Genomic DNA, 26,065 nt, shown 5'->3' with positions numbered 1-26,065 from the left:
TCCTTGACCGCGGGGGGCGGTCTCGGCCCGATTCTAGACAGCATTTGCGCCAGGGTCGTTGTGCATCGCGGCGAGACTGGAAAGGTGGTTCGGAATCTGTGCCGGACTGAACGAAACGCGTGCGGCATCCAACGCTTCGGTGACAGTCGCTACCGCATCGAGTGCGTGCGCCGACTGGCCCAGCGCGAGCCACGCGGCGCGCAGCGCGGGCAGCGGCTCGGCCGGGTCGAGCGGGCGCGCCGCATCGGACTTGGACAGCTTGCGGCCGTGCGCATCCAGCAATAGCGGCAGATGCGCATACGCCGGCGTCGGCAGGCCGAGCGCGCGTTGCAGCAGAATCTGGCGGCCGGTCGAATCGAGCAGGTCGGCGCCGCGGACCACATTGGTGATGCCCTGTTCGGCGTCGTCGACCACCACCGCGAGTTGGTAGGCCCAGTAACCGTCGGCGCGGCGTAGCACGAAATCGCCGACCTCGCGGGCGAGGTCCTGCGCTTGCGGGCCCTGGATCGCATCATCGAACTGGACGATGTCGCCGTCGTTCACGCGCAGCCTGATCGCCGCTTGCGGCGCCGCGGATTTGTGCGCGGTCGATGTCGTGGCCACGCAGCGACGATGGATGCCGCCGACCGCGGCGAGGTCGCTGCGGCTGCAGCGGCAGACGAAGGCGCGGCCTTGTTCGATCAGGTGGTCCAGCGCGTGTTGATACAGCGCGTGGCGCCGGCTCTGCCTGACCACGGCTTCGTCGCTGTCCAGGCCGAACGCGGCCAGCGCGCGCAACTGCCGTTCAGCCGCGCCCGGAACTTCGCGCGGCGGGTCGAGGTCTTCGATACGCACCAGCCAGTCGCCGCCGTGGTGACGCGCCAGCAGCCAGCTGCCGAATGCGGCCAGCAGCGAGCCGGCGTGCAGATCGCCGGTCGGCGAGGGCGCGAAACGGCCGCGGTAGCGGCGGGTGGCGGCGGCAGCATGTCCGGACAATGAACGAAGGCTCGGTCGGCGGTGCGGGTGTCGGCGATTCTCGTTGAATTAACGGCCGGTTCGCCACATTTACCGATAACGACGGCGGCGAGTACGCCGCCACGGGACACGCAATACCGGACACGGATGTTCGCCTGAAGCCGCGCGCGGTGCGCGGCACCATAAGCAAGCCACGACCATGTTCAAACGCATAGCGCTTTTCCTCGCCACCAACCTGGCCGTGCTGATCCTGCTCGGCATCGTGATGTCGGTGCTGCAGAACGTCTTCGGCATCCGCCTGGGCAACAACGGCGCGATCCTGGTGATGGCCGCGGTGTTCGGTTTCGGCGGCTCGCTGATTTCGCTGCTGAGCTCCAAGTGGATCGCCAAGCGCACCACCGGCGCCTACGTCATCACCCAACCGCGCAACGCCGACGAGCAATGGTTGCTCGCGACCGTGCGCGCGCAGGCGCAGGCCGCCGGCATCGGCATGCCCGAGGTCGCGATCTACGACGCGCCGGAAATCAACGCCTTCGCCACCGGCGCCAATCGCAACAACTCGCTGGTCGCGGTGTCGACCGGGCTGATACGCGCGATGACCCGGGACGAGGCCGAAGCGGTGCTCGCGCACGAGGTCAGTCACGTCGCCAACGGCGACATGGTGACCATGGCGCTGATCCAGGGCGTGCTCAACACCTTCGTGCTGGTCGCCGCGCGCGTGGTCGGCGGCTGGATCGACGCGATGATGAGCGGCGGACGCGAATCGCGCGGCCCGGGCTTGTTCTACTTCGTGACCGTGTTCGTGCTCGACATCGTGTTCGGCCTGCTCGCGAGCATGATCGCGATGGCGTTCTCGCGTTATCGCGAGTTCCGTGCCGACGCGGGCGGTGCGCGCCTGGCCGGGCGGCCGAAGATGATCGCGGCGTTGAAGCGCCTGGCCCAGACGTATGGCGAAAGCACCTTGCCCAAACAGGTGCAGGCGTTCGGCATCAGCGGCGCGGTCGGGCATGGCCTGTCGCGTCTGATGCGCAGCCATCCGCCGTTGGAGGAGCGTATCGCGGCGTTGCAAAATGCGGTCGATGAGCCGGTGCGTGGTTCGGGGCGCGTGGTTATGCGTTGAGGCGAGAGCAAAAGCAAACGCCGAGGCAAGAGCAAAAGCGAATCCCCCCTGGCCCCCCTTTTGCAAAGGGGGGGCGGCAAAAGCAGGGGCGTAACAAGAAAAAACCCGCCAGATGGCGGGTTTTTTCGTTACCGAGGTTTTAGCCTTTCCCGATTCCCGATTCCCGATTCCCGATTCCCGATTCCCGATTCCCGATTCCCGATTCCCGATTCCCGGCTGTGCCCCGAATCACGAATCCCCAATCACGAATCCCGGCCTCACTGGAAGTCGTAATCCATCTCCGGCCCCGCCGCGGCCAGGAAGTGACCCTGGGCGTAGTCGATGCCGGCGGCGAACAGCAGGCTCATGCTGGCCGCGTCCTGGACGAATTCGGCCACGGTCTGGCGGCCCAGTTCGCGGGCTTTTTCGGCGATCTCGCGCACGCGCTGCTGATGGTCGGGGTTGGAGGTCAGGTCTTCCATGTAGCTGCGGTCGATCTTGAGGAAGGCCGCATCGAAATGGGTCAGCAACTGGAACGAGTTGAGGCCGGCGCCGAACTGCTCCAGGCCGACGCGTACGCCATAGTGGTAGACGCGCGACTGGAACTCCTGCGCCGCGCGCAGGTTGGTGAATACCTTGGATTCGGACAACTGCAGCACCAGCAGCTTGCCGTCGGCGCCGTGCTTGGCCAGTTGCTCGACGATGTGCTGCTGCAGGCTTTCGTCCTGCAGCGAGGCCTGGGTGATCTTGACCAGCAAGGTGGTCTGACGGCCCTGGCGCATGCGCTCGCCGATCACCTGGATCGCCTTGCCCACCACCCAGCGGTCGATTTCCCACAACAGGCCGTGTTCTTCGGCGATCTGCAGGAACGACAGCGGCTGCACCAGTTCGCTGCTGTCGTCCGGGCCCAGGCTCTGCATGCGCAGGTAGGCCTCGTACATCTCGATCGGCTCGCCGTGCAGGTTGATCAACGGCTGGTAGTTCATGACGAAACGATCGGCGTCGAGCGCGTCGCGGATGCGCGCGACCCAGGCGGCGATGCGCTCTTCCTCGGCGCGATCGACCGCGCCGGGGTCGAACAATTCGGTGCGGTTGCCGCCGATGTCGCTGGCCGACTGCAGGCACTGGCTGGCCTTGCCGAGCACCGCGGTGACGCTGGCGATCTTCTCGCCGATCTGCACGCCGCCGACGCTGGCGGTGGCGCTGAGCGAGAGGTGGTCGGTTTCCAGCACCCGTCCGGCGAAGGCTTCGCGCAGCTTGTCGGCCAGCTCGGAGGTGTGGGAATGATCGCTGTGCAGGGTCAGCACCGCGAATTGGTGTTCGCCGAAGCGCGCGGCGATGTCGTCCGGGCCGATCGCCTCGCGCAGGCGCTCGCCGCAGGCCTTGATCAGCTGGTCGGCCTGGTCCAGGCCGATTTCCTGCAGCAACTGGTTGTAATGATCGGGCTCGATCAGCAGCAGGCCGTGATGGGCCGAGTTCTGCGCCGCATCGGCGACCGCGTCTTCGAGTGAGCGCAGAAAGGTCGCGCGGTTGAACAAGCCGGTGACCTGATCGCGCTGGCGCATCGCTTCGACTTCGCGCGCCAGTTCCGGATCGATCTCCTGGCGGCGCAGCACCACCTGCAGGCATTGCTCGCCCTCGTAGGTGGCTGCCGTAAATTCCATGACCGCCGGGAAGGCGTTCCCGTCGAGCGCGCGGGCCTGGGTCTCATAGCTCGGCGGCGGCGCGTCGCCCTTGCTGAGCTGCTTGAGCAATTGCTTGAAGCCGTCGACCTGGCCGGGCGCGACCAGGTCGAGCAGGGACATGCCCTCGATGTCCTCGAACGATTCGAAGCCGAAGATCTCCAGGTACGCGGCATTGGCGCGGATGTGCATGCCCTCGTGGATGTAGGCGATCGGATCGCGCGAGGAATCGATCAGCGCGTCGCAGCGGCGCTCGGTCTCGCGCACCTGCGCTTCCAGGCGGCGCAGCGAGCGGCGCGCTTCCAGGTCGGCCCATTCGGCGCGGACCACGTTCTGCAGATGCACGATGTTGGAGCGCAGGACCACGCCGCGCGCGCCGATCTCCATCACCGCGAGCAGGGCGGCTTCGTCGACGGTTTCCATCAGCACCAGCACCGGCAGGTCCTTGCCGCTGGCGTCGACGCTCTGCATCAGCTTGTGCATCGAGACGTTGCGCGAATTGCGCGCGGCCAGGACCAGATCGGGCGGATGCTGCAGGATCAGCGCGGTCAGTTCCTGTTCGTTTTCCGGCCGCGTGGGCCGCACCGCGATGCCGCTGTTGCGCAGCGCGCTGACGATGGCTTCGGCCGCCTCGACGCTGTCGTCGACGATCAGCAAGCGCAACACCATGTCTTTGCCGAATTGCATTGACCACCTCCGTGGGCCGGTTTTATGACACGAAGCGCCGGCCTCGTCCATGTAAGGACGAAAATGTGTGACCCGTTGTTGGGTTCGATCACGCGGTCGATGCGCTTTGCCGGCGCATGTGCTTGCGCCCGCGTGCGGTCATCGGACCACGCCCCCGATCGAACTCAAAGCATCAAACCCCAGACAGATTACAACCTTACAACGGACGCTTGCCCGGGTCGCCTGCCACTTCTCGCACCAGCTTGGGCACGAGGTAGCCGGAGATGCGCGCGGCGAGCCGGCGATGCAGCTCGCGCGCGGCGGCGTCGTCGATTTCGAAATGGGCCGAGCCCTGCACGCGATCGAGCTGATGCAGGTAGTAGGGCAGCACGCCGGCGGCGTAACTGCGCTCGCTCAGCGCGGCCAGCGCCTCGACGCTGTCGTTGACCCCGCGCAGCAGCACCGCCTGATTGAGCAAAGTGGCACCGCTCGCGCGCAGGCGCTGCATCGCGGCGTCGACGTCGGCGTCGAATTCGTTGGCGTGATTGGCATGCAGCACGATCGCCACCGGCCAGGGCAGGGCGCGCAGCCATTGGGTCAGGGCGGTGTCGACCCGCTCGGGCAGCACCACCGGCAGACGGGTGTGGATGCGCAGGCGCTTGATGTGGCCGACCTGGGCCAGGGCCTCGCTGAGTTCGGCCAGCTTGGGGGTGGCGAGCGACCACGGGTCGCCTCCGGACAGGATCACCTCGTCGATGTCCGGATCGGCGGCGATCGCCGCCACCGCCTCGCGCCAGCCGGCCGCGGCGGCGGTTTCCTCGGCATAGGGAAAGTGACGGCGGAAGCAGTAGCGGCAATGGACCGCGCAGCTGCCGGTCGCGATCAGCAGGGCGCGGCCTCGGTATTTGCGGATCACCCCGGCGCCGGCCTTGGCCGCGCCGTCGCCGACCGCGTCCAGGCTGAAGCCCGGCATCGGCCGCATCTCGTCGTCCAGCGGCAGGACCTGGCGCAGCAGCGGGTCGTTCGGATCGCCGTGGCGCATGCGCGCGACGAAGCCGCGCGGCACCCGCAGCGGGAACTGGGCCGCGGCGGCGTCGCTGATCGCCAGGCCGGCCTCGCCCAGGCCGAGCAGGGCCAGCAGCTCGCGCGGGTCGCGGATCGCATCGCGCCACAGCGCCTGCCAGCGCGCGGGTGCGGCGGCCGTGGGGGCTGGGTGTAAGGCGAGTGGTGCAGCAGGTATCATGCAGGGCTAGCCTTCAGGGTTCCGAATGCCGTCATGGGTTTCGGTGCCCGGGTCCCGACCACGCGGTGTACCGCTGCGGACGGGGCCGGCGCAGCCCGACATTCTAGCCTTCCGTCGCCGCACCGGCGGTCCGGGCGAGCCCGACCCCGGCGCTCCACCGACCCCGTCGCCGCCGCAGGCCGGTCCGGGTGCGCGCCGCCACGACGGCCAGCGGCAGCCTGCGGACCCCACGGTCGCGGACCACCGGCACCCTCATCGCCTCTACTTTCATTTCGCAGGAGTTTCAGCATGGCCAGCCTAGGCATGAACGACGTCAAGACCGGACAGAAGATCCTGGTCAACAACGACCCGTGCATCATCACCGAGACTGAGTACGTCAAGCCGGGCAAGGGCCAGGCGTTCACCCGCATCAAGTACCGCAGCATCAAGTCCGGCCGCGTGGTCGAAATGACCATGAAGGCCACCGACAACGTCGAGCAGGCCGACGTGGTCGACACCGACATGCAGTACCTGTACTCCGACGGCGAGTACTGGCATTTCATGAACCAGGAATCGTTCGAGCAGGTCCAGTCCGACAAGGCCGGCATGGGCGGCGCGGAGAAGTGGCTCAAGGGCGAGGAAGAGTGCGTGGTGACGCTGTGGAACGGCGTGCCGATCGCGGTCCAGCCGCCGAACTTCGTCGAGCTCAAGATCACCGAGACCGACCCGGGCGTGCGCGGCGATACCTCGGGCGGCGGCGGCAAGCCGGCGACCCTGGAAACCGGCGCGGTCGTACGCGTGCCGCTGTTCGTCGGCCAGGACGAGACCATCAAGGTCGACACCCGTTCGGGCGAGTACGTCAGCCGGGTGAAGTGACCTGAGGTTGATGGCGATGCAATCCGTGGCCGCATTGCGCGGCCACGGCGTTGCCGATACGTCAAAGGCTGTCGGGGCGCCTCAGAAATGCTCGCCACTGTCGTTGCGCTGATTTTCGCAACGGCCCCGTTCGGCAAGGCGGACGGAAATACAGCGACGGCAGAATGGACCGCGGCCCTGGGCCGCAACCGCCGACGCACTACCGTAGAAAGCTACCTACCAACGCGGCCGCAACACCCGGGTCGCGGTCTTCGTACACCCGGCCGGCCCGGCATCGGGCGGCCCGGCTACCAGAGCGAGCGCAGATGACCACCGACACCCAAGCCACTTCCTGCGACCTGTTGATCGAAGCAGCCTGGGTAGTCCCGGTCGAACCCCACGCCGTCGTCCTCGAAGACCACGCCGTCGCGGTCAAGGCCGGCGTCATCGTCGACATCCTGCCGATCGCCGACGCCCGCGCGCGCTACGCCGCCGCGGAAACCGTCAGCCGCCCCGAATCGGCGCTGATTCCGGGCCTGGTCAACGCCCACACCCACAACCCGATGACCCTGCTGCGCGGGATCGCCGACGATCTGCCGCTGATGCAGTGGCTGCAAGGTCACATCTGGCCGGTCGAAGCGGCGGTGATCGGGCCGCAGTTCGTCGAGGACGGCATCACCCTGGCGATCGCCGAGATGCTGCGCGGCGGCACCACCTGCGCCAACGAAAACTATTTCTTCCCCGACGTGCAGGCCGCGGTCTACAAACGCCACGGCTTCCGCGCCCGGGTCGGCCTGCCGGTGATCGATTTCCCGACCGCCTGGGCCAAGACCTCCGACGAATACTTCGACCGCGCCGGCGAGGTCCACGACCTGTGGCGCGACGACGCGCTGGTCGCGACCGCGTTCGCGCCGCATGCGCCGTACACGGTCAGCGACGCCAATTTCGAACGCGTGCGCATGCTGGCCGATCAGCTCGACCTGCCGGTGCATCTGCACACCCACGAGACCGCGCAGGAAGTCGCCGATTCGATCAAGCAGCACGGCCAGCGCCCGCTGGCGCGGCTGGACCGCTTGGGCCTGGTCACCGACCGCCTGATCGCGGTGCACATGACCCAGCTCACCGACGCCGAGATCGAGTTGTGCGCGCAGCGCGGGGTGAGCGTGGTGCATTGCCCCGAATCCAACCTCAAGCTGGCCTCGGGCTTCTGCCCGGCCTGCAAGCTGCACCACGCCGGAGTCAATCTGGCGATCGGCACCGACGGCTGCGCCAGCAACAACGACCTGGACATGTTCGGCGAGACCCGCACCGCGGCGATCCTGGCCAAGGCCGTCGCCGACGACGCCTCGGCGCTGGACGCGTTCACTTCGCTGCGCGCGGCGACCCTCGGCGGCGCCAAGGCGCTGGGCTTCGACACCAAGGTCGGCTCGATCGAGATCGGTAAGCAGGCCGACCTGGTCTGCGTCGACCTGGGCCAGATCGAGACCCAGCCGGTGCATCACGTGGTCTCGCAGCTGATCTACGCGACCGGCCGGCATCAGGTCGGCGACGTGTGGATCGCCGGCCGCGCCAGGCTGCGCGAGCGCCGGCTGGTCGACATGGACACCGCCGCGCTGATCGCCAACGCGCGCCAGTGGCGCGAGCGGATCGCCGCGATCAAGCGTTGAGCGCGGGCCGCGAAAAATCACGCGAAACACGACGACAAACACGTATCGCGCGGCATCATCGCGTCGCGTTAACACCGCCGCCGATGCGCTTGCCTCACACTATCGGCCCCACCTCGACGCCGTGCGCGACCCGTGCGCAGGCGCTCGACGGACACCACGAGCAGGACTCATGAGCGCAGCCAGCAACGCATCGACTTCCTCCGGCGATTCGTCCGGCACCGGCGCGAGCCACGACAATTTCAGCCAGGCCGAACTCGACAAGTTCGGCGCCCTGGCCAACCGCTGGTGGGACCCGCAAGGGCCGCAAAAACCGCTGCACGCGCTCAATCCGGTGCGTCTGGACTACGTCGCCCAGCGCGCCGCGTTGCGCGGCGCGCAGGTGCTCGACGTCGGTTGCGGCGGCGGACTGCTCAGCGAGGCGCTGGCCGGCGCCGGCGCGCAGGTCAGCGCGATCGATCTGGCGCCCGAGCTGATCAAGGTCGCCAAGCTGCATCGGCTGGAGACCGGCGTGGCGGTGGATTACCGGCTGCAATCGGTCGAATCACTGGCCGAAGAACGGCCGGAAAGTTTCGACGCGATCACGTGCATGGAAATGCTCGAACACGTGCCCGACCCGGCCGCGATCGTGCGCGCCTGCGCCAGGCTGCTCAAGCCCGGCGGCCGCCTGTTCGTGTCGACCCTCAACCGCACCCCGGCCGCGTTCGCGCTGGCGATCGTCGGCGCCGAGTACCTGACCCGGCTGGTGCCGAAGGGAACGCATCAGTACCGCGATTTCATCAAGCCGTCCGAACTCGCGGCGTGGTTTCGCGATACCGGCCTGCAACTGGAAGACGTCAGCGGTCTGATGTACGAGCCCTGGCGCAACACCGCGCGGATCACGTCGCGCACCGAGATCAACTATCTGGCCTGCGCGTTCAAGCCGGACGTCAAGCCGGAATCGGGCGCATGAGCGCGGCGGTTGCAGCCGACGCCGCCGCCCAGCCGGCACCGGCGTTTCCCAAGGCGGTGCTGTTCGACCTGGACGGCACCTTGCTCGACAGCGCGCCGGACATGCTCGCGGTCGCCAACCTCATGCGCGCGCAGCACGGGCTCGAACCGATGCCGCTCGACGACTTGCGCGCGCACGTGTCGAAGGGTTCGCGGGCGATGCTCGGCGCGGCCTTCCCGCACGTCGATGCGAGCGAGCGCGACGGCTGGGTACAGGAGTTTCTCGATCTGTACGAACGCGAGCTCGGCTTGCACGGCGCGCCGTTCGATGGCGTCGAACCGATGCTCGCGGCGCTGGAAGCCGCCGGCCGGCCGTGGGGCATCGTCACCAACAAGCCCGAATACTTGGCGCGCAAACTGATGCCGCTGCTGGGTTGGGAAACCCGCTGCGCGGTGCTGATCGGCGGCGACACCCTGGCGGTGCGCAAGCCCGATCCGCTGCCGTTGACCGTCGCCGCGCAGCAGATCGGCATCGATCCGGCCGATTGCGTCTACGTCGGCGACGACGAACGCGACATTATTGCCGCGCGCGGCGCCGGCATGGCCTCGGTGGTTGCGCTGTGGGGCTATCGGCTGGCCGAGGACGATCCGATCGCGTGGCAGGGCGATGTCCTGATCGATGCGCCCTCGGACCTGATCGAGGCAGGCGCATGGCCGGCGACGCGATGAGCGCGGCCGTGGCGCCCGCCGGGGACGAGCAGGCGCTGCACGATTTCGCCGGCAAATGGCGCGCGCGCTGGCCGGAATGGTCGGTGGCCGAAGTGTTCGTGCCGCGCGCCCAGCGTGCGACCGCGGTGGCCTGGGCGGCGTTGCAGCAGGAACTGACCGATGCCGCCTGGGGCGGCAGCGACGCCTTGCCCGGCGAAGCCAAGCTGGGCTGGTGGATGGAAGAGCTGCAAGGCTGGCGCCAGGGCCGCCGGCGTCACCCTCTGGGGCTGGCGCTGCAACGTCAGGCCGCGCCGTGGCAGGCATTGGCCGCCGCGCTGCCGGCGCTGCGCGACAGCCGCGAGCGTCCCGGCGATCGCGGCGAAGCCTTCGATCATCTGTTGCCGGTGGCCGAGGCGATCACCGCGATCGACGCGGCCCTGTTCGAACCGGTGCCCGGGCAACTGGCCGAAGCGGCGGTGCCGGCGATCCAGTCGTCGCTGCTCGAGGCCCGGCTGGTGCTGCAAGGCGACGCGGCGGTGCCGCTGAGCGTGGTCGCGCGGGCGATGGCGCGGCCGGGCGAGGGCGCGGCAGCCGAATGGTGCCGCGAGCTGCTGGCGCAATGGCCCGATCGCGGCGGCGCGACCGTGCCGCGGCGGCTGTGGACCGCGCTGGCGCATACCCGCCTGCAGCGCGGCGACGCGGCGCGGCCGCTGTCGCCCTGGACCGCGCTGCTGGCGGCCTGGCGCGGCGCCCGCAACTGACCGTTGCAGGGCCGGGCAGGGGCCCGCCGGCCCCGGCCGCTAGAATGGCCTTCGTTGCGTATCCCCCACGCGCCCCCATCTTCGTCGCCGTGACTACATCTCATCTGCCCAACCGCTCGACCCTTCCCGACGTCGCCTTCGACGCCGCCGCCGCCGCGCGTCCGCTGGACTGGGTCGGCATGGCCAATATCGCGCTGCCGTTGCGCATCGCCACGGCCGACGGCGGCGCGATCCAGGTCGCGGCCTCGGTCGACGTGTCGGTCGACCTGCGCGACGCCAATGCGCGCGGCATCCATATGTCGCGCATGTACCTGCAACTGCAGAACGCATTCGCCAGCGAAAGCCTGACCCCGGCCGGCCTGCGCCGCGTGCTGCAGGGGCTGGTCGACGGCCAGGGCGGCATTTCCAGCGCCGCGCGGCTGGTCCTGCGTTACGAACAAATGCTGCTGCGTCCGGCCCTGGCCAGCCAGAACGCCGGCTGGAAACGCTACCCGGTCGAGATCGACGCGCGCCTGATCGACGGCCACCTGCAACTGGGCCTGCGCTTCTCGGTCGAGTACTCCAGCACCTGTCCGGCCTCGGCGGCGCTGTCGCGCCAGCTCAACGCCGAACGCTTCGCCGCCGACTTCGCCGCGCTGCATCCGCTGTCGACCGCGGTGGTCAGCGACTGGCTCGCCTCCGAGCGCGGCCTGGCCGCGACCCCGCACGCGCAGCGCAGCCGCGCCGACGTGCGCGTCGAGCTGCGTCCGGCCTTCGACGAACTGCCGCTGACCGCGTTGATCGATGCGATCGAGCAGGCGCTCGGCACGCCGGTGCAGACCGCGGTCAAGCGCGAGGACGAGCAGGCCTTCGCCCGTCTCAACGCCGAGAACCTGATGTTCTGCGAAGACGCCGCGCGCCGCGTCGCCGCCGCGTTGGCGCGCGATCCGCGGATCGAACGTTTCGACGCGCAGGTCTCGCACTTCGAAAGCCTGCACGCGCACGATGCGGTGGCACGGGTCACCGGCGAGGGCGCGCGCGACTGATCCGCGTGTCCGGCGATGCGCGCCGGCGGTTCTAGTTCTAGCCACAGCCACTGCCACGGATCGGGCCGGGACCGCCGGCAGCGATCCGTGTGTCTCGCATCGACTTTGCATGGTCGGCCGGTTGGCTCGGCGCAACGTCCGCGATTGAGCGAAAAGCCACGCGGCGGCGATGTGAGGCGGTAGCCGGCGATGCCGCGCGAATGCGGCAAGGCACGCAACCTGGCGCGAAGGCGCAGACCCAACACCTAAAGCGTGACGGCCCCCTCCATCGGAATGCGCGGCCCTTGGGCTATGCTCGGGTCAGCAGACTTAATGACCGGAAGGGGCATGGGGAAACCCTGGCGTCGTGGCTGGCAGACCCTATTGGTTCTGCTGGGAATGTGGGTGGTGGCGGCGATCGCGTCGGCGCAGGCCGTAAGCCTGTCTTCGGTGGCTCAATCCGCATCGCAAACCGCACCCACCGGTCACCTTCCGTACGATCCCTCCGGTTACCGTCCCCCGTCGCTGAGTCTGGCGCGGCTGGGGCAGGACCCGGTGCCCGCGCGCGTGCTCGGCGGTGAGTTCGACAGCCGCTTCGAAGCAGTGTCGGGTCACGAAATCTGGGCGCCCAAGCGTCAGCCGGTGTGGTGGCGGGTCACTCTCAATGAGGACGTGGCCGCGGTCGATTCGCCCCAGTTGACCATCAACCGGCCGTACCGGCGCGAGATCGAGTTGTGGCGCCCCGGTGACGGCGTGCCGTTGCGCCGTTCGATCTACGGCCCCGACACCGATTTCAACCATTCCACCCGGATGATCGTGTTCCCGTTGCCGCACGGGCTGCGCAAGGGCGATTCGCTGTACCTGCGCGTGCTGGCCACCGACGTGCTGCCGTCGGACGTGCTGATCCAGCCGCTGGCCAAGGTCCAGCGCGAGGACATGCTGCACGTCGGCCTGCGCAGCGTGGTGCTGACCGCGATGGGCGTGGTCGCGGTGCTCGCGTTCGGTTTCTGGGTCGGCCTGCGCGAACGCGGCTATGCCTACCTGGGCCTGACCCTGGTGCTGCAGATCCTCACCCTCACCGCCGACGGCGGCGAGATGCGGGTGATCCCATGGCTCAACCAGATCGCGCCCGACAGCCGCACCAACATCGTGCTCAACACCGCCGCGGTGCTCGCCAGCATCCGCTTCCTGGTGTTCTTCCTCGGCCTGCGCACGACCCAGCCGAAGGTCGCGCAGATCCTCGACTGGCTCAGCGTCTCGCTCGGCGGCCTGCTGCTGGTGTCGCTGTTCCGCACCTGGAAGTACAGCGCGCTGTACGGCAACCTCAACCTGCTGATGGTGATCGCGCTGGTGCTGTACTGCGCCGCGGTCGCGGTGTGGCGGCGCCAGCGCGAAGCCTATTTCCTGCTGCTGGCGTGGTTGCCGCTGATGTCGCTGCTGGTCGCCCTGGTCGGCGCGCACCATCAGTGGTGGCCGGAGTATCACTGGCTCGAATACGCGTTCCCGGTCGGCCTGGCGTTCGGCGGCCTGGGCCTGCTGCTCGGTCTGACCTCGAAGCTGCAGCAACTGCGTCGCGACCGCGACACCGCCAACCGCCTGGCCACCTACGACAGCCTGACCGGCGCGATGACCCGCGCGGCGATTTCGCAAAGCCTGCGCAGCGCGGTCGAGAGCGCGCAGCGCTCGCGCCGGCCGTTGTCGGTGGTGTTCTTCGATATCGATCACTTCAAGCGCATCAACGACGAACACGGCCATCGCGTCGGCGACGAAACCCTGCGTATCGTTTCGCTGCGCACGCGCAACCGCCTGCGCGCCTACGACCTGTTCGGCCGTTACGGCGGCGACGAGGTGCTGGTGGTGCTGGCCGACACCTTCCTGCGCGATGCGGTGCGGGTCGCCGAGCATCTGCGCGAATCGGTCAGCGGCAGTCCTTTGTCGATCGACGGCCGCCTGTTGCCGGTCAGCCTGAGCCTGGGCGTGGCCGAACTGCTGCCCGGCGAAACCCCCGAGCAACTGCTCGAACGCGCCGACGCGGCCTTGTATGCCAGCAAGTCGGCCGGCCGCGACCGGGTCACCGGGCACAGCCCGGACACCGTGCGCGAGGTGGTGACGTGACCCCCGACGGCGCCGGATCGGTCGCGGTCGCCGCGGCGCAACTGCGCACCGGCGATCTGCTGCTGATCCGCCGCCGCGGCGATCTGGCGGCGTTGACCGCGTGGTTCGGCGACAGCGATTACGACCATGTCGCCTTGATCGGCCGCGCCGGCTGCGTGCTCGAATTCGCCGCCGACGGCGTCACCGAGCCGGGCTTGAACGATTACCTGCGCGCATCCGACCTGCTCGTGGTCGACGCGCGCCGGCCGCTGGCGGCGAATGGCGAGGTGTTGCAGGACAACGATCGCATCGCCGTGCTCGCGCATGCGCTATCGCTGCGGCGGCCGCATTTCGCCGGCGATCCCTTGCGCGCGCTCGGCGTGCTCGCGGCCTTGCGCGAGCGCGAACTGCCGCCGCAGCCGCCGTTGCGGCGGGTGCTGCACGAAGCCTTGCTGCGGGTCGCGCGCGGCGGCGCGGAGGCGATGACCGCCAGTGAGTTCGTCTACCGCTGCTTCGCCGAAAGCCCGGTGCAGCCGCGCGGGCGGCTGGCGCCGCAACTGCTGCCGTCTTCGCCGCGCGCGCTGGAGTTTCCGTCGATCGACTGGACGGCGTTGTGGTTGCAGATCGCGTCGTGGTTGCCCGAGGAGCGGCGTGAGGTGCCGGATTTCGAAGGCGATGCGCCGATCGATGCGGCCGCGCTCGAACAGGCCTTGATCGCGGCGCGTTCGCGCCTGGGCCTGTTGTCGCGCGGCGCGGGCTTGCTGGCCGCGGCGCCGCGCGCGGCGAGTCCGAAATGGCTGCGCTTGCGCGAGCTGGAGTTGTCGCCTTCGCAGCAGCCGTTGGGGCGGTTGTTCCAGGCGGGGCAATCGACGGGTTGAGTCGCCGAACGGACTGAGCTGCAGATCGCGTGGCTTTGGCGGCAGGTAACAGCGCCTGCTGGCTGTGGTTTCACGCGACGGGTTTCAGCGCCGGCACGCAACTTCAACCGTCCGCGTAAATGCGAAGTCGCTGCGTCATTGCGACCGCGGCGATCCGCCGAGACGCCGACTCAAGGCGCGTTCTTGCCCGCCTGCGTCGCCTGCGCGCGTTCCAGCATCAGCAGCGGATCGATCCGCACATCGAACCAGTTCATGCCCCAATGCAGATGCGGCCCGGTCGCGCGGCCGGTCGCGCCGACCGCGCCGACCACCTGACCCTGCGTGACCCGATCGCCGACCTTCACGTCGATCCGCGACATGTGCAGGAAGTTCGAACTGACCCCGTGGCCGTGATCGAGCAACACCGTGCCGCCGGTCAGGTACAGGTCCGGGCCGACGAAGGTGATCACGCCCGCGGCCGGGGCCTTGATCGCGGTGCCGGTGGGCGCGGCGATGTCCATGCCCGAATGGCCGGAGCCTTTCTGGCCGTTGTAGACGCGCTGGTTGCCGAAGCGGCCGCTGATGCGGCCCTGCACCGGCCAGATGAACGCCTGGGCGAAATCGGCGCGGTCGTCGTCGCGCGCGCGCGCGGCCACCACCTGCGCCTGTTCGCGTTCGATCCGCGCGGCGATCTCCGGCGGCGGATTGACCGTCTTGGGCGGAACGCCGTTGATGTATTCGGTCGGGAAGTCGCGCTTGGTGACCGCGATGCTCGCGGTCTGCACGCGGCCCGGCGCGATCTCGACCTGCACGCTCAGCGGCCCGGTCGCATCGCGACCCACGCCGAACACCACCGTGCCGTAAGCGGTAGTGCGCAACTGGCGTTCGCCGTAACGCACCACGCTGCCCGGCGGCACCTTGCCGATGACTAGCCCGCCTTGCGATACCGCCGAAGGAAACACGATTCGCGTATCGGCCGGCGCCGCGAGCGGCGACGGTGCTTGAGCAAATACGGGATGGGCCGGCGACAGCAGCATCGTCGCGGCCAGCGCCGCGAACGCGGTAAAACCCAACCTCATCGAGCGAACGCCAGTCGCTGTCCGTTGGGCGCGCCGACCAGCGACATGCCGTCCCACGCCAGCACGCCGTTGACCCAGGTCGAAGCGATGCGGCTGTGGAAGGTGCGGCCCTCGAACGGCGACCAGCCGCACTTGGACAGCACGTCCTCGCGCTGCACGGTGTACGGCGTGTCGTCGATCAGCACCAGGTCGGCGGCATAGCCTTCGCGCAGGAAGCCGCGGTTTTCCACGTCGAACAGCTTGGCCGGCGCGTGCGCGAACTTGTCGACCACCTGGGCGGTGGTCAGGCGGCCTTCGTGGACCAGCTCCAGCGCGGCGTTGAGGGCGAACTGCACCAGCGGCAGGCCGCTGGGCGCCGAGGTGTAGGGGCGGGCCTTTTCTTCCAGGGTATGCGGCGCGTGGTCGGTGGCGAGCACGTCGATCACGTCCTCGGCGACCGCGCGGATCAGCGCCTCGCGGTCGGCCGGGTCCTTGATCGCCGGATTGCACTTGATCAGATGGCCGAGGGTTTCGTAGTCCTCGCGATCGAAGCGCAGGAAGTGGATGCAGGTCTCGGCGGTGATGCGCTTGCCTTCGATCGGGCCGGCCTGGAACAGCGCCAGTTCGTCGGCGGTGCTGATGTGCAGCACGTGCAGGCGGGTGTTGTGCCTGCGCGCCAGCGAGATCGCCAGTTCGGTCGATTTCTTGCACGCCTCGCGCGAGCGGATATCGGGATGGAAGCGCGCCGGGATATCGTCGCCGTACTTCGCCTTGTAGATGGCGAGTTCGGCGTCGATCATCGGCGTGTCTTCGCAATGGGTGATGATCGGCGTGGGCACGTCGCGGAAGATCGCATCCAGCGTGACCGGATCGTCGACCAGCATGTTGCCGGTCGAAGCGCCCATGAACACCTTCACGCCCGGCGCGGTGCGCGGGTCCAGCGACTGGATCGCGGCGAGGTTGTCGTTGCTGGCGCCCAGGTAGAAGCCGAAGTTGCCCCAGGCGCGTCCGCTCGCGCGGCGGTACTTGTCTTCCAGCGCGGCGGCGTCGAGCGTCGGCGGGCTGGTGTTGGGCATGTCCATGAACGTGGTCAGGCCGCCGGCCACCGCCGCGGCCGACTCGGTCGCCATGTCGGCCTTGTACTCCAGGCCGGGTTCGCGGAAATGCACCTGGTCGTCGATCATCCCCGGCAGCAACCGGCGGCCGCGCGCGTCGACCACGGTTTCGCCGCCGCGCGCGGACAGGCCGGCGCCGATCTGGCCGATGCGGCCGTCCTCGATGCGCAGGTCGCCGTCGTATTCGCGCCCTTCGTTGACCAGGCGGGCGTTGACGATCAGTGTCGATGACATGAGTGGTTTCCTGGCTCGGGGGAGGGCGGGTCGGCGGAAGGGTCGAGCGGCGGCACCGGATCAAAGCCGCCCGGATGCAGAGGATGACAGCGTCCCAGACGCTTGAGCGTGAGCCAGCTGCCCTTGAGCGCGCCAAAGCGCCCGATCGCCTCCATCGAATAAGCCGAACAGCTCGGATGGAAGCGGCAACGTTGGCCGAGCAGCGGGCTGATCCAGCGTTTGTAGCCGCGAAGCAGGGCGATGAGCAGGCGGTCGATCACGTTTCCTTAATGCCGGCATCGGTAGTGACGGATGCGGGGAGTCGATGTCGCAAGCCCCGTTGCAGCCGCTATTTTACGCCGCGATCGACCGGTTGTCGGTGTGGTTGCCGCAGGTGTCGCAGCAGGGTATAACAGCGCGCTTTCCCCAAACAAGGCAAGTGCAAGACGAAGGTCCGCAGCGGCTTGGACGCCAAGCTGCCGTGCTGCGCGGACCGGGCGAAAACCGGCGATCGGCCGGATTTCACTTGCGGTCATCGAACGCATGTGCATTTGATGGCCGGGTGGGTCATGCTTGACCCGCGATGCTTCCGGATCGCATCCGGAGGCGCCCTCAGGGAATAGAAGGACAAGCCGCTCGTGGCAGTGAAAAAACCTGCGAAGAAGGCCGCCAAGGCCGCCAAGAAGACCGCCAAGCCGGCTGCGAAGAAGGCGACCGCGCCTGCGGCCAAGCCCGCGCCGAAGAAGGTTGTCTCCAACAAGCCGGTGGCGAAGAAGGTGGCGGCCAAGCCGGCCCCCGCCAGCAAGGCCACGACGAGCAAGACGGCGGCCAAGCCGGCGCCGGCGGCAAAGAAAGTCGCCCCGGCGCCCGCCAAGGCGGCCGCGGTGAAGAAACCGGCGGCGGCGCCCGCGGCGAAGAAGGCGGCGCCCGCGCCGTCCAAGCCGGCGGCGGCGAACAAACCCACGGCGAGCAAGGCCAGCGGAACAAAGAAGCCCGAGCTTAAAAAAGTTGAAGTGAAAAAGCCCGAAGCTGTGAAGCCCGCAGCCAAGCCTGCCGACAAACAGCCCGCCCCGCCCAAGCCCGCCAAGGCGGCTTCGACGGGACCGGCCGACAGCATCATCTCCGACCAAAGCAAGAACACAGTGACCCAACCAGTATCCAGCAAGACACCCGCGGCCAAGCCCGCGACAACGACCCCCGCCCAGGCCACGCGCCCGGCCGGCAAGGTCGCCGTGGCCATTACGGCCAAGACCCAGCAGACGCCCGCGCCCAAGACCAAGGTCAAGGTCGTGGCCTACAAGAACGATCCCGCGACCGGTCGTCCGATCGTGCCGGACGGTTACAAGCCGGCCTCGGACGAGGAGTACATGAGCCCGTTGCAGCTCGAGTACTTCCGTCAACGCCTGCTGCAATGGCGTACCGACCTGGTCGAGGAATCCAAGCAGACCATCGAGAACCTCAAGGACGAAGTGCGCGACGTCGGCGACGAAGCCGAACGCGCGACGCGTGAGACGGAGAACTCGCTCGAACTGCGTACCCGCGACCGCTATCGCAAGCTGATCAGCAAGATCGACAGCACGCTCAAGCGGGTGGATTCGGGCGATTACGGTTTCTGCGTCGACACCGGCGAAGAAATCGGCCTGGAGCGCCTGGAAGCGCGCCTGACCGCTGAACGCACCATCGACGCGCAGGAGCGTTGGGAGCATTTGCAGAAGCAGATGGGCGATTGATCCCTCGCTTCGGTTCGTAATCCGGATCGATGCCTATGAAGAGCCCCGCGCAAGCGGGGCTTTTTTGTTTCTTGGGGTGAGCGAAAAGCAAATCCCCCTCGGTCCCCCTTTTACAAAGGGGGAAGACAAGCAGGCGGGCGTCAAGACTCGGACCAACAATTTGCAAGCCCGCATGCGAACCGAAGCCGCGCGCGCCGATCTCGAAACCTCGGAACCAAAGTCCCTTTTGAACCGCCCGAAGCATCCCCCTTTGCAAAAGGGGGGGCAGGGGATTTGCTTCTGCGCGCCCGCCCTATAGCGTAGCCACACCCCTCTCGCTCGAACCCACCATGGAAGGCTTCCTGCTGCTCCTCATCCCGATCCTGGCGATCGGCCTCAACCTCGGCCTTTGGCGGTTGTCGCGCGACTACACCCGGTTCGCCGGCGCGGCGATGTTCGTGCTGTTGAGCGGATTGATCGCCTCGCCGCTGATCGGCGTGCTGTGCTGGCAGGCGAGTCAGCTCGAACGCAGCTTCGGCAATACCCAGGGCGATGCGCTGGTGTCGGTCGCCGCGGGCGCGTTCAACGCCGCGCTGGCCTTGATCGGCGCGGTCGCCGCGGCCGTGCGCAAACCGGTTGCGCCGAAGCAGGTGTCGAACGATGAACGCGTCAGGTTGCGCAGCGACTGAGTCGCGGATCGTCGACGCGGCGACGCGGCTCACGCGAGTCGAAGCGAGCGGCGGGCAAGTTGAAGATCGCGCGCGGATCGGCGCGCAGCGATCGTCCGACCGCCCGGATCAAGCCAGGGCCCACGCTGCTACTGCAAATCGCGCAAGTCCAGCCGCCGCAGCTTCGGCGCGAGTTTAGCGGTCGCGCCGACCACGGCCAAGGTCATGCAGCCGCCGAAGATCACCGACGGCACCAGTCCCATCAGCCGGGCCGCCAGGCCCGATTCGAACGCGCCGAGCTCGTTCGACGAACCGATGAATATGCCGTTGATCGACGACACCCGCCCGCGCATTTCGTCCGGCGTGGACAGTTGCAGGATGGTCGAGCGCAGCACCACCGACACGCCGTCGCACATGCCCGACAGCATCAGCATCGCCGCCGACAGCCAGAAGTCGCGAGACAGCGCGAAACCGATGATGCACAGGCCGAACCCGGCCACCGCGTACAGCAGCAGGCGGCCGGCGTTCTTCTGCGGCGGCCGCCGCGCCAGCCACAGGCCCATCAGCACCGCGCCGGCGGCCGGCGCCGCGCGCAGCACGCCGAGCGCTTCGGGCCCGTAATGCAGGACGTCGTGGATGAACGCCGGCAGCAACGCGACCGCGCCGCCGAACAGCACCGAGAACATGTCCAGCGCCTGCGCGCCGAGCACGACCTGATTGTTGAACACGAAGCGCAGGCCTTCGCCGATGCTCTTGAACACCGGTGAGCGCTCGGCCTGCGGCGCCGGCTCGCTGACCCTCAGGGTGATGATCGCGATCGCCGCGGCCAGCGCGAACCCGGCCGCGACCAGATAGGCCGAGGTCTTGCCGCCCCAGGCGATCAGCGCGCCGCCGAGCGCCGGCCCCAGCACCAGTCCGGTCTGCATGACCACGCTGCTGACTCCGGCGCCGCGCGCGAAATGCTCGCGCTTGAGCACCCGCGCGAACAGCGACATGTACACCGGCGACAGGAACGCGCGGACCACGCCGTTGACCGCGATCGCCACGTAGATGGTCAAGGTGTCGAAACCGAAGCCGCCGGTCGGCAACACGCCGCTGGCGACGCCGGCCAGCACCAGCGTCGTCACCAGCAAGCCGTTGCAGGCGAACATGCCGAGCTTGCGCCGCGGCAGGTGATCGACCGCGTAGCCGGCGAACAGGGCGAAACAGAAATACGGAATAACCTCGGTCAGGCCGATCAGGCCCAGCGCGAACGGGTCGCGGGTCAGTTCGTAGATGTGCCAGCCGACCGTGACCGCGACGATCTGGTACGACAGCATCGCCAGCAACCGGTACACCAGCAGCCCGGCGAAGCCGGGGTTGCGCAGCAGGCGCAGGGCGCTGATCGGTGGTGGGTTGGTGGCGATCGTGCCGTCGGTGCCGGTTTCGCTGGTGCCGTCGTTGCTCACAGCCGGCGCTGCGCTTGCTCGCGAATGAAGGCCAGCAGCGAGGCCAGGCCGTTGCTGCGGGTCGGCGACAGGTGCTTGGCCAGGCCGATGTCGGCGATGTAGTCGGCCGGGCTGGCGACGATCTCGGTCGCGCTGCGGCCCGAGTACACGCGCAAGGCCAGGTAGATCAGGCCCGAGACGATGGCCGAATCGCTGATCGCGTGGAAGGTCAGCCGCTCGGCGTCGCCTTCGACCACGATCCAGACCATCGACTGGCAGCCGAGCAGGCGATGCTCTTCGGTCTTCCACTGCGCCGGCAGGTCGGGCAGCTTGCGGCCGAGATCGATCAGGTACTGATAGCGCTCGGACCAATCGCCGAAGAATTCGAATTCCTCGCGGATCGCGGCCTGGGCCTCGGCGGCGGTGGCTTCGATCGGGAACGGCGAGGTGATCGTGACCTCGCTCATCGCGAACGCTTCCAGCGCACCCCGGCCGGGGTGTCTTCCAGCAGGATGCCTTCGTCGGCGAGCTGCTGGCGGATCGCGTCGGCGCGGGCGAAGTCGCGGTCTTTCTTGGCTTGGTTGCGTTCGTCGACCAAGGCCTGGATGCGGGTGTCGTCGCCGTCTTCGCTGGCGCCGGCGAACCAGGCGGCGGGGTCTTGCTGCAACAGGCCCAATGCGAGGCCTGCGCCGAGCAATTCGTTCTTGAGCCGCGCCTGTTCGGACGGATCGGTCGCCTTGCGCGCTTCGCCGGCGATGCGCGCCAACTCGGCCAGCGCACGCGGGGTGTTGAGGTCGTCCTCGAGCGCGGATTCGACGCTGTGGGGGATCGCGATCGCGCCCGCGTCCACGCTCGCCAGATCGCGCAGCGTGCCGTACAGCCGTTCCAGCGTGCGCTTGCTCTGCTCGATCAACCCGTCCGACCACTCCAGCGGCTGCCGGTAATGCGCCGACAGCAGGGCGTAGCGCAAGGCTTCGGGCGAATGCTCGGCGACCAGATCGTGGATCTTCTGGATGTTGCCGATCGACTTCGACATCTTGCCGCCGTCGAAGTTGAGCATGCCGTTATGCAGCCACCAGCGCGCGAACACCTTGCCGCCGTGCGCGCATTCGCTCTGCGCGATCTCGTTCTCGTGATGCGGGAACTGCAGGTCGACGCCGCCGGCATGGATGTCGATGGTCTCGCCCAGGTGCGCGGCGGCCATCGCCGAGCACTCGATGTGCCAGCCCGGGCGGCCGCGGCCCCAGGGCGAATCCCAGCCCGGCAGGTCGCCGGTGGAGGGTTTCCACAGCACGAAGTCGCCCGGATCGCGCTTGTACGGCGCGACCTCGACCCGCGCGCCGGCGCGCATGTCGTCGATATCGCGGCGCGAGAGCTTGCCGTAGTCGGCATAGCTGCCGATCGAAAACAGGACGTGGTTGGCGGCTTCGTAGGCGTGACCGCTGTCGATCAAACGTTCGATCATCGCCACGATCTGGCCGATATGCCCGGTTGCGGTCGGTTCCAGGTCGGGCGCGCGCACGCCGAGCGCCGCCATGTCCTCGCGGTAGGCGGCGGCGAAGCGGTCGGTGATCGCCGCGATCGGCACGCCCTGTTCGGCGGCCGCGGCATTGATCTTGTCGTCCACGTCGGTGATGTTGCGCGCGTAGGCCAGGGCGCCATAACGTCGCCGCAGCAGGTCGGCGAGCACGCCGAACACCACCGGACCGCGCGCGTTGCCGATATGCACGTAGTTGTAGACCGTGGGGCCGCAGACATACATCGTCGGACGTGCCGGATCCAGCGGGACGAAGGCTTCGACCTGTCGCGACAGGCTGTTATAGAGATGCAGGCTCATGGATAGGCGGCTTGGGGTCGGGTTCATTCTAACGGGCCGCGCGGGCCCGCGTCCGCGATCGCGCGGCCGCGACGGCCGATCCGCGCAATGCGGCCGCTGATTCGCCATGGCCGGCAACGCCCGAAGCCCGATCGAAGTCGCGGTCGCGACCGGGCGAAACCGCGCAAGCGCGCGCGAAAGCCGAGCGCGCGGTCGCAATCACCCACGATCGGGGTGCTTGCAAGGCCCGCGCGGACGGGGCCTAAAGGCGGGATTCAGGCCATTAGCGGACACTGCTCTTACACTTTATTCACGAATCCACTCCGCGAGCCCGATGAACCGAACCGTCCTGCAGGTCTCGATCCTGGTGCTGGTCAGCGCCGCGGCCTCGCTGTGGACGGTGCCGGCGGCGGCGCAGCAGCACACCACCGTGCTGCAGGCCGAGAACGTGCGGTTCGACTACGCCCAGGTGCTGCGGGTGACCCCGGTCTACCAGACTCTGCGCGCGACCACGGTCGAGCAGCAATGCGAACCCGAGCCGGCCGACAAGGCCGATTCGCGACTGTCGCGGGTGGTCGGCGCGGTGCGCGAGGCGCTGGGCCGCGAGCGCGATCCCAAGCCCAGCACCGGCGAAAACTGCAAGCCGGTGCCTGTGGAGCGCGAATTCCGCCGCCCGATCGCCTACGACGTGGACTACGTCTACAAGGGCAGCCGGTTCCGCTCGCGCCTGCCCGAGGACCCGGGCAACAAGCTCAAGGTCCGGGTCGCGGTGACCCCGGTGATCACCCCGATCAGCACCTCGCGTTGAGCGCCCGGCCGCATCCGCGCCCCGGCCCAGGTCGCGTTTCCCGAATTTGCGGCTTGCGCCGTGCCCCCGCCCATGCGAGCATTCGCGGCCTCATGAACCCGAACTACGCCGACGCCGACGTGTTGACCTCTGCCTACATGGCGGCGGGAATGACCTCGCGTGCTCGTCGACCGTTGCCCTGCCAATCCGCTGGGTGACGGCGCGCGCCGTCGTTCGTGTAACAAGCCGCACACACGAAAAGCCCAGCCTAGCGCTGGGCTTTTTTGTTTTTACCGCCGGGATTCGGGATTGGGGATTCGAGATTCGTAAAGCAGCACTACGACTCCTGATCGTCCATCGCGCTTCCCACCCTCGCGTTCCAACGCTGTTGCGTATCCCTAATCCCCAATCTCGAATCCCGGACATGCCCAAACACTTCCTCAACACCCAAGACTGGTCGCGCGCCGACCTCGACGCGCTGCTGGCGCAGGCCGCCGCGTTCAAGCGCAACAAGCTCGGCGATCAGTTGAAAGGCAAGTCGATCGCGCTGGTGTTCTTCAACCCGTCGATGCGCACTCGCACCAGTTTCGAACTGGGCGCGTTCCAGCTCGGCGGGCATGCGGTGGTGTTGCAGCCGGGCAAGGACGCGTGGCCGATCGAGTTCGAGCTCGGCACAGTGATGGACGGCGACACCGAGGAGCACATCGCCGAAGTGGCCAAGGTGCTGGGCCGCTACGTCGATCTGATCGGCGTGCGCGCGTTCCCGAAGTTCGTCGACTGGGCCAACGACCGCCAGGACAAGGTGCTCGCCAGCTTCGCCAAGTACTCGCCGGTGCCGGTCATCAACATGGAGACCATCACCCATCCCTGCCAGGAACTGGCGCATGCGCTGGCCCTGCAGGAGCACTTCGGCACCAGCGACCTGCGCGGCAAGAAGTACGTGCTGACCTGGACCTACCACCCCAAGCCGCTCAACACCGCGGTCGCCAATTCGGCGCTGACCATCGCCACGCGCATGGGCATGGACGTGACCCTGCTGTGCCCGACGCCCGAGTACATCCTCGATGAACGCTACATGGGCTGGGCCGAGCAGAACGTCGCCGAGAGCGGCGGTTCGCTCAAGGTCAGCCACGATATCGAAAGCGCCTACGCCGGCGCCGACGTGGTCTACGCCAAGAGCTGGGGCGCGTTGCCGTATTTCGGCAACTGGGGCCCGGAAAAGCCGATCCGCGATCAGTACCAGCACTTCATCGTCGACGAAGCCAAGATGGCGCTGACCAACAACGGCGTCTTCAGCCACTGCCTGCCGCTGCGCCGCAACGTCAAGGCCACCGACGGCGTGATGGACTCGCCGCAGTGCATCGCCATCGACGAGGCCGAGAACCGGCTGCATGTGCAGAAGGCGATCATGGCTGCCTTGATCTAGGAACGAGTGGAGAGGAGTGAGGAGTGAGTAAAGCAACAGCGCCTCTCCAACCTCTCCATCGTCCAGCTCTTACTCATTCCTCACTCCTCTCCACTCATTTCTCCCCGGAATCCCCCATGACCGAGCGCAATATCGTCCTAGCCTTCTCCGGCGGCCTCGACACCAGCTTCTGCGTGCCTTACCTGCAAGAGCGCGGCTGGGCCGTGCATACCGTGTTCGCCGACACCGGCGGCGTCGACGCGGAAGAACGCGACTTCATCGAACAGCGCGCGGCCGAACTCGGCGTCGCCAGCCACGTCACCGTCGATGGCGGTCCGGCGATCTGGTCGGGCTTCGTCAAGCCCTTCGTCTGGGCCGGCGAGGGCTATCAAGGCCAGTACCCGCTGCTGGTGTCGGACCGTTACCTGATCGTCGAGGCCGCGCTCAAGCGCGCCGACGAGCTGGGCTGCAAGGTGATCGCGCACGGCTGCACCGGCATGGGCAACGATCAGGTGCGGTTCGACCTGGCGGTCAAGGCGCTGGGCGACTACGACATCGTCGCGCCGATCCGCGAAATCCAGAAAGAACACACCGAAGTCCGCGCGTACGAGCAGAAGTACCTGGAAGAACGCGGCTTCGGCGTGCGCGCCAAGCAAAAGGCCTACACCATCAACGAGAACCTGCTCGGCCTGACCATGTCCGGCGGCGAGATCGATCGTTGGCAGGCGCCGGGCGAGGGCGCGGTGGGCTGGTGCAAGCCGCGCGCGCAGTGGCCGAGCGAAGCGCTCAAGGTCACGATCGCGTTCGAGAACGGCGAAGCGGTCGCGCTCGATGGCGAAAAGATCGAAGGACACACGATGTTGGCCAAGCTCAACGGCCTGTTCGCGCAGTATGGCGTGGGCCGCGGCCTGTACACCGGCGACACCACCATCGGTCTGAAGGGCCGCATCATCTATGAAGCGCCGGGCCTGTTCGCATTGCTGACTGCGCACCGCGCGCTGGAAGAAGCGGTGCTGAGCAAGCACCAGAACCGCTTCAAGCCCGAGGTCGCGCGCAAGTGGGTGGAGCTGGTGTACGAAGGCTTCTTCCACGATCCGCTCAAGACCGACCTGGAAGCCTTCCTGGCCAGTTCACAGTCCACCGTCAACGGCGAAGTGGTGCTGGAAACCCATGGCGGCGTGGTCAACGCGGTCGCGATCAGCTCGCCGCACATCCTCAACGCCAAGGGCGCGACCTACGCGCAGGCGGCGGACTGGGGCGTGGAAGAGGCCGAGGGCTTCATCAAGCTGTTCGGAATGAGCAGCACGTTGTGGGCGGAGATCAATCGGAAAAGCTGAGAGCTAAGAGCTAAGGAGTGAGTGGAGAGGAGTG

23 protein-coding genes and 1 pseudogene are annotated in these 26,065 nt (G+C 67.8%); 15 read left to right on the top strand and 9 right to left on the bottom strand.

Translation table 11 applies throughout. The features are described 5' to 3' along the window. Positions 1 to 33: 33 nt before the first annotated feature. On the bottom strand, positions 34 to 975 hold the full coding sequence (gluQRS, locus tag AC3A4T_RS00740; protein WP_487673645.1) for a tRNA glutamyl-Q(34) synthetase GluQRS: 942 nt from the start codon (positions 973 to 975) through the stop codon (positions 34 to 36). Positions 976 to 1,153: 178 nt separating this feature from the next. On the opposite strand from gluQRS, the gene htpX reads away from it, so the two are divergent. Next, on the top strand, positions 1,154 to 2,074 hold the full coding sequence (htpX, locus tag AC3A4T_RS00735; RefSeq protein ID WP_487673644.1) for a protease HtpX: 921 nt from the start codon (positions 1,154 to 1,156) through the stop codon (positions 2,072 to 2,074). Positions 2,075 to 2,331: 257 nt separating this feature from the next. Here htpX and AC3A4T_RS00730 read toward each other — a convergent pair whose 3' ends face one another. Together AC3A4T_RS00730 and epmB are read right to left on the bottom strand one after the other, a co-directional pair. Next, a complete protein-coding gene (locus AC3A4T_RS00730; protein WP_487673643.1) occupies positions 2,332 to 4,422 on the bottom strand; it encodes an EAL domain-containing response regulator in 2,091 nt (696 codons plus the stop codon). A 196-nt stretch (positions 4,423 to 4,618) separates the two neighbouring features. Next, complete coding sequence (epmB, locus tag AC3A4T_RS00725) at positions 4,619 to 5,644, bottom strand: EF-P beta-lysylation protein EpmB (protein ID WP_487673642.1); 1,026 nt, start codon at positions 5,642 to 5,644, stop codon at positions 4,619 to 4,621. 288 nt (positions 5,645 to 5,932) lie between these two features. Here epmB and efp point away from each other — a divergent pair, with 288 nt between their 5' ends. From efp to AC3A4T_RS00680, 9 genes and pseudogenes are all read left to right on the top strand, one after another. Beyond that, the gene (gene efp, locus AC3A4T_RS00720) at positions 5,933 to 6,499 is read left to right on the top strand and encodes an elongation factor P (RefSeq protein ID WP_056111797.1); all 567 of its coding nucleotides are present in this window, start codon (positions 5,933 to 5,935) and stop codon (positions 6,497 to 6,499) included. A gap of 305 nt (positions 6,500 to 6,804) precedes the next feature. Next, on the top strand, positions 6,805 to 8,145 hold the full coding sequence (locus AC3A4T_RS00715; protein WP_487673641.1) for a TRZ/ATZ family hydrolase: 1,341 nt from the start codon (positions 6,805 to 6,807) through the stop codon (positions 8,143 to 8,145). A 169-nt stretch (positions 8,146 to 8,314) separates the two neighbouring features. Continuing rightward, on the top strand, positions 8,315 to 9,094 hold the full coding sequence (gene ubiG, locus AC3A4T_RS00710; protein WP_487673640.1) for a bifunctional 2-polyprenyl-6-hydroxyphenol methylase/3-demethylubiquinol 3-O-methyltransferase UbiG: 780 nt from the start codon (positions 8,315 to 8,317) through the stop codon (positions 9,092 to 9,094). Further along, positions 9,091 to 9,801, top strand: coding sequence for a phosphoglycolate phosphatase (gph, locus tag AC3A4T_RS00705; RefSeq protein ID WP_487673639.1), 711 nt, complete (start codon positions 9,091 to 9,093; stop codon positions 9,799 to 9,801). The genes ubiG and gph overlap by 4 nt, the downstream gene beginning before the upstream one ends. Then, entirely contained in the window at positions 9,783 to 10,541 is a 759-nt protein-coding gene (locus tag AC3A4T_RS00700; RefSeq protein ID WP_487673638.1) for a phytoene/squalene synthase family protein, read from the top strand. Before gph ends, AC3A4T_RS00700 begins: the two co-directional genes overlap by 19 nt. Before the next feature lie 89 nt (positions 10,542 to 10,630). Beyond that, positions 10,631 to 11,566, top strand: a complete 936-nt coding sequence (gene folE2, locus AC3A4T_RS00695) for a GTP cyclohydrolase FolE2 (RefSeq protein ID WP_487673637.1) — start codon at positions 10,631 to 10,633, stop codon at positions 11,564 to 11,566. A 327-nt stretch (positions 11,567 to 11,893) separates the two neighbouring features. Continuing rightward, positions 11,894 to 13,660: a sensor domain-containing diguanylate cyclase gene (locus AC3A4T_RS00690; protein WP_487673636.1), complete on the top strand. Its 1,767-nt coding sequence runs from the start codon at positions 11,894 to 11,896 to the stop codon at positions 13,658 to 13,660. Then, positions 13,657 to 14,517, top strand: coding sequence for a hypothetical protein (locus tag AC3A4T_RS00685; RefSeq protein WP_487673635.1), 861 nt, complete (start codon positions 13,657 to 13,659; stop codon positions 14,515 to 14,517). The genes AC3A4T_RS00690 and AC3A4T_RS00685 overlap by 4 nt, the downstream gene beginning before the upstream one ends. A gap of 20 nt (positions 14,518 to 14,537) precedes the next feature. Further along, positions 14,538 to 14,636: pseudogene (locus AC3A4T_RS00680) on the top strand (hypothetical protein); the annotation flags it as partial. A 51-nt stretch (positions 14,637 to 14,687) separates the two neighbouring features. On the opposite strand, the gene AC3A4T_RS00675 reads toward AC3A4T_RS00680, so the two are convergent. Genes AC3A4T_RS00675 through yidD form a run of 3 tightly spaced genes read right to left on the bottom strand, consistent with a single transcriptional unit; the run spans position 14,688 to position 17,163 of the window. After that, positions 14,688 to 15,575: a M23 family metallopeptidase gene (locus tag AC3A4T_RS00675; RefSeq protein WP_487673634.1), complete on the bottom strand. Its 888-nt coding sequence runs from the start codon at positions 15,573 to 15,575 to the stop codon at positions 14,688 to 14,690. Beyond that, positions 15,572 to 16,903 (bottom strand): dihydroorotase, encoded by a 1,332-nt coding sequence (locus AC3A4T_RS00670; protein ID WP_487673633.1) that lies wholly within the window; start codon positions 16,901 to 16,903, stop codon positions 15,572 to 15,574. Before AC3A4T_RS00670 ends, AC3A4T_RS00675 begins: the two co-directional genes overlap by 4 nt. Then, positions 16,888 to 17,163 (bottom strand): membrane protein insertion efficiency factor YidD, encoded by a 276-nt coding sequence (yidD, locus tag AC3A4T_RS00665; RefSeq protein WP_051546794.1) that lies wholly within the window; start codon positions 17,161 to 17,163, stop codon positions 16,888 to 16,890. The genes AC3A4T_RS00670 and yidD overlap by 16 nt, the downstream gene beginning before the upstream one ends. Positions 17,164 to 17,520: 357 nt before the next feature. Here yidD and dksA point away from each other — a divergent pair, with 357 nt between their 5' ends. Together dksA and AC3A4T_RS00655 are read left to right on the top strand one after the other, a co-directional pair. Then, positions 17,521 to 18,612, top strand: a complete 1,092-nt coding sequence (dksA, locus tag AC3A4T_RS00660; RefSeq protein ID WP_487673632.1) for an RNA polymerase-binding protein DksA — start codon at positions 17,521 to 17,523, stop codon at positions 18,610 to 18,612. A gap of 329 nt (positions 18,613 to 18,941) precedes the next feature. After that, positions 18,942 to 19,280, top strand: coding sequence for a hypothetical protein (locus AC3A4T_RS00655; RefSeq protein ID WP_487673631.1), 339 nt, complete (start codon positions 18,942 to 18,944; stop codon positions 19,278 to 19,280). A 128-nt stretch (positions 19,281 to 19,408) separates the two neighbouring features. Here the strand turns inward: AC3A4T_RS00655 and AC3A4T_RS00650 are convergent, their stop codons facing one another. Genes AC3A4T_RS00650 through cysS form a run of 3 tightly spaced genes read right to left on the bottom strand, consistent with a single transcriptional unit; the run spans position 19,409 to position 22,523 of the window. Then, the gene (locus tag AC3A4T_RS00650) at positions 19,409 to 20,665 is read right to left on the bottom strand and encodes an MFS transporter (RefSeq protein WP_487674023.1); all 1,257 of its coding nucleotides are present in this window, start codon (positions 20,663 to 20,665) and stop codon (positions 19,409 to 19,411) included. Positions 20,666 to 20,703: 38 nt separating this feature from the next. Then, a complete protein-coding gene (locus AC3A4T_RS00645) occupies positions 20,704 to 21,153 on the bottom strand; it encodes a SufE family protein (RefSeq protein ID WP_487673630.1) in 450 nt (149 codons plus the stop codon). Further along, positions 21,150 to 22,523: a cysteine--tRNA ligase gene (gene cysS, locus AC3A4T_RS00640; protein ID WP_487673629.1), complete on the bottom strand. Its 1,374-nt coding sequence runs from the start codon at positions 22,521 to 22,523 to the stop codon at positions 21,150 to 21,152. The genes AC3A4T_RS00645 and cysS overlap by 4 nt, the downstream gene beginning before the upstream one ends. 313 nt (positions 22,524 to 22,836) lie before the next feature. Here cysS and AC3A4T_RS00635 point away from each other — a divergent pair, with 313 nt between their 5' ends. The 3 genes from AC3A4T_RS00635 (at position 22,837) to AC3A4T_RS00625 (ending at position 26,031) form a co-directional block, all read left to right on the top strand. Next, a complete protein-coding gene (locus tag AC3A4T_RS00635) occupies positions 22,837 to 23,310 on the top strand; it encodes a hypothetical protein (RefSeq protein ID WP_487673628.1) in 474 nt (157 codons plus the stop codon). Between the two features lie 403 nt (positions 23,311 to 23,713). Then, positions 23,714 to 24,715, top strand: coding sequence for an N-acetylornithine carbamoyltransferase (locus AC3A4T_RS00630; RefSeq protein WP_487673627.1), 1,002 nt, complete (start codon positions 23,714 to 23,716; stop codon positions 24,713 to 24,715). A gap of 116 nt (positions 24,716 to 24,831) precedes the next feature. Next, entirely contained in the window at positions 24,832 to 26,031 is a 1,200-nt protein-coding gene (locus AC3A4T_RS00625) for an argininosuccinate synthase (protein ID WP_487673626.1), read from the top strand. Positions 26,032 to 26,065: the final 34 nt, after the last annotated feature.

This window comes from Lysobacter sp. Soil_N_51, from assembly GCF_057655755.1.
The sequence above is the reverse complement of the archived record's forward strand: the minus strand, read 5'-3'. Positions and strand labels throughout refer to the sequence as shown.